This window comes from Pseudonocardia halophobica, from assembly GCF_027922425.1.
Classification (GTDB): Bacteria; Actinomycetota; Actinomycetes; order Mycobacteriales; family Pseudonocardiaceae; genus Pseudonocardia; species Pseudonocardia halophobica.
Genome location: NZ_BSFQ01000086.1, coordinates 1 through 2367, shown reverse-complemented (window position 1 = coordinate 2367; position 2367 = coordinate 1). Strand labels below are relative to the sequence as shown.

Sequence of the window (2367 nt, the reverse complement as noted above, 5' to 3'; positions counted from 1 at the left end):
GGCGCATACATCTTGTCCCGCACCTTGATCCGGGCGAGCCCGTTCGCATCGGGAACCACGTCGTAGGTGACCTGACCGGCCTCCTCCTCGACCTCCTCGAACCTGCGGCCGACGAACCGCTTGACCGAGTAGATCGTCCCCTTGGGGTTGAGGATCGCCTGCCGGCGGGCCAACTGGCCGACCAGACGCTCCCCGTTCTCGGTGAACGCCACCACCGACGGCGTCGTGCGAGCGCCCTCGGCGTTGGGGACGACCGAGGCCTCACCGCCCTCCCATGCGGCGATGACCGAGTTCGTCGTCCCGAGATCGATACCCACCGCGCGCGCCATCTCAGACCCCCTCTGCGAGCAGCCGGGCAGCCTGGTCGGCCACCTCGTCGTCGACCACCAGTTCGAACCGCTGGGGACGCGTGAAGGCCACCGACGCGAAGTCCCGGCGACCTCCCTGGAGCGCGTAGACGATCACCGCGATGACCGCTCCGATCACCGCTCCGATGAGCAGTCCGTAGAGGGCGAGCAGAAGCGCGCTCACCAACGGATCGGCCCAGCCGAAGAGTCCGAAGATCCAGCCGAGCAGCGCGCCCGGGACGGCACCGCTCACCGCACCCCGCCAGGCGGCAGTGGGATAGTCCAGCTTTCCGGTCACCTGCTCGACGATCTGCAGGTCCTGGCCGACGATGGCGACCCGCTCGACCGGGAAGTCGAGGTCGGCGAGCCGGTCGACCGCACGCTCGGCGTCGGCGTAGCTGGTGTAGGAGGCGACGGTCCGCCGGGCCGAGCGGGCCGGGGCGCCGGGGCTACCGGGAGACCACGGGTGGACAGCGGCACCTCCCCGCGAGCCGGTCGGGTCCTGGAGAGTCACGGGTTGTTCCTCCTGTCGGATAGAGGTCAACGGTCAGCCGCCGATTGCGCGGTGGCCACATCGAAGTCCGGCCGCAGTGTGCCGTCCACGCTCGCCGGTCGCCCCGACGACGGCAATCGGTCGTTCTGCCGATGGCGTGGCGCGCGGTGGGGCCGGAGCGGCGAACGTGCACCCCGCGTGCTCATGGAGTTGCTCGGCGCAGCGTGTCGCTACGAGGCTTTGTCCAGACGCCCGCGCTGCTGCAACACGAACAGCAGCCCCATGGACGGCGCCACGAGGACCAGCGCCGCGGCGGCGACCACGGTCAAAGGCGGACAGCGTGGGAAGCGGGCCGCGGCGGCAGCGATCGGCAGGTGGGTGCCCAGCAGGTAGGGGTACTGGCGACCCCCCAGCCCAGGACGATCATCGCCGCACCGGCTCGCCTCGGCGGTCAGGAAGACGTCGGCCGCGAGAGCGGCTACGAGCACGCCGGAGCTCGATCGCGGCGAACCTTGGCCGGCTCCCGGTGGAACACCTCCGGGGCGGCGACGTCGCCGACGACGATCTGCAGCGGCGTCACCGCGGCGGCCACCGTGAACGAAACAGCCAGGCCCAGCCGGTGGTAGCGGTCTCGTCGCCCGGGCAGCAAGCCGACGGCGTAGACGCCGGCGACGACGAAGCCGGCGACCAGGTAGCCGGCCAGCAGCATGTGCAGCGCCTCGAACCAGAAGCTCCGTTGAAGGAGACCTGCAGGGGGTGCAAGTCGACCACGTGCCCGCTGCGCAACACCACTCCAGCCGGCGCACCGACGGAACCGGGACGGTGGAGCGGGGGAGATATCGGCAGTTCTCCGGATGGACCCGCGCCTCGTCCGAGGCTTCGATGGGGCCGGCAGCGGGGGCAATCGCATCCCAGGAGGAGAGCCAGTGCAGTACGAGGAGTTCATCGAATCCGCTTCGGCCCGCACCGGTCGGCCGGCGGAGATCGCCGAATCGCTGACGCATGCGACGCTGCGGGTGCTCGCGGAGCGGCTCACCGGCGGAGAGGCCAGGGACCTCGCGTCGCAGCTGCCGAAGGAGCTGCAGCCCGACCTGATCCCGCCGACCCAGGAGGCGCAGCCGCTCGAGGCGCAGGACTTCGTGCGCCGGGTGGCGGAGCAGGCGCGGGTCGACGAGGGCGAGGCCCGGAAGGCCGTGGCCGCGGTTCTCACGACGACACGGGAGTCCGTCAGCCACGGCGAGTGGGAGGACGTCGCCTCGCAGATGGGGCGGGAGCTGGACGTCCTCATGGCCGGGGCGCAGTAGTGGCCGCCCCGTTGACCCCGGAGCAGGTCCTCGACTACCTGGAGGATGTCGACTACCCGGCGGACAAGGACGCTCTCGTGAGCGCCGCCGAGCGGTCGGGGGCGCCCGACGAGGTGCTCCGGAGCCTGCGAGCCATCCCGCCGGTCGACTACCGCAGCCGCGCGGAGGTCGTGGGCTCGGTGCGAGTGGACCCGGCCCCCGGGCGCTCCTCCCGCCTGGCTGC

General features: G+C 71.5%; 6 protein-coding genes. 2 read left to right on the top strand and 4 right to left on the bottom strand.

Translation table 11 applies throughout. The annotated features are described in order from the left end of the window. The 4 genes from PKE99_RS37225 to PKE99_RS37210 all read right to left on the bottom strand — a co-directional run. Window positions 1-329, bottom strand: a 329-nt coding sequence (locus tag PKE99_RS37225; protein WP_271214990.1) for an Hsp70 family protein, incomplete at its 3' end; no start/stop codon positions are given. Between the two features lies 1 nt (window position 330). Further along, complete coding sequence (locus PKE99_RS37220; RefSeq protein ID WP_037053484.1) at window positions 331-861, bottom strand: YflT domain-containing protein; 531 nt, start codon at window positions 859-861, stop codon at window positions 331-333. A gap of 209 nt (window positions 862-1070) precedes the next feature. Beyond that, window positions 1071-1328 carry a hypothetical protein gene (locus tag PKE99_RS37215; RefSeq protein WP_037053487.1) on the bottom strand — a complete coding sequence of 86 codons (258 nt, stop codon included), beginning with the start codon at window positions 1326-1328 and terminating at the stop codon, window positions 1071-1073. Beyond that, the gene (locus tag PKE99_RS37210; protein ID WP_269323058.1) at window positions 1319-1750 is read right to left on the bottom strand and encodes a cytochrome ubiquinol oxidase subunit I; all 432 of its coding nucleotides are present in this window, start codon (window positions 1748-1750) and stop codon (window positions 1319-1321) included. Before PKE99_RS37210 ends, PKE99_RS37215 begins: the two co-directional genes overlap by 10 nt. 16 nt (window positions 1751-1766) lie before the next feature. Here PKE99_RS37210 and PKE99_RS37205 point away from each other — a divergent pair, with 16 nt between their 5' ends. Both PKE99_RS37205 and PKE99_RS37200 read left to right on the top strand, forming a co-directional pair. Continuing rightward, window positions 1767-2144, top strand: a complete 378-nt coding sequence (locus PKE99_RS37205; protein ID WP_271214989.1) for a DUF2267 domain-containing protein — start codon at window positions 1767-1769, stop codon at window positions 2142-2144. Continuing rightward, on the top strand, window positions 2144-2367 hold a 224-nt coding region (locus tag PKE99_RS37200; RefSeq protein WP_271214988.1), incomplete at its 3' end, for a DUF2795 domain-containing protein. The genes PKE99_RS37205 and PKE99_RS37200, both read left to right, overlap by 1 nt.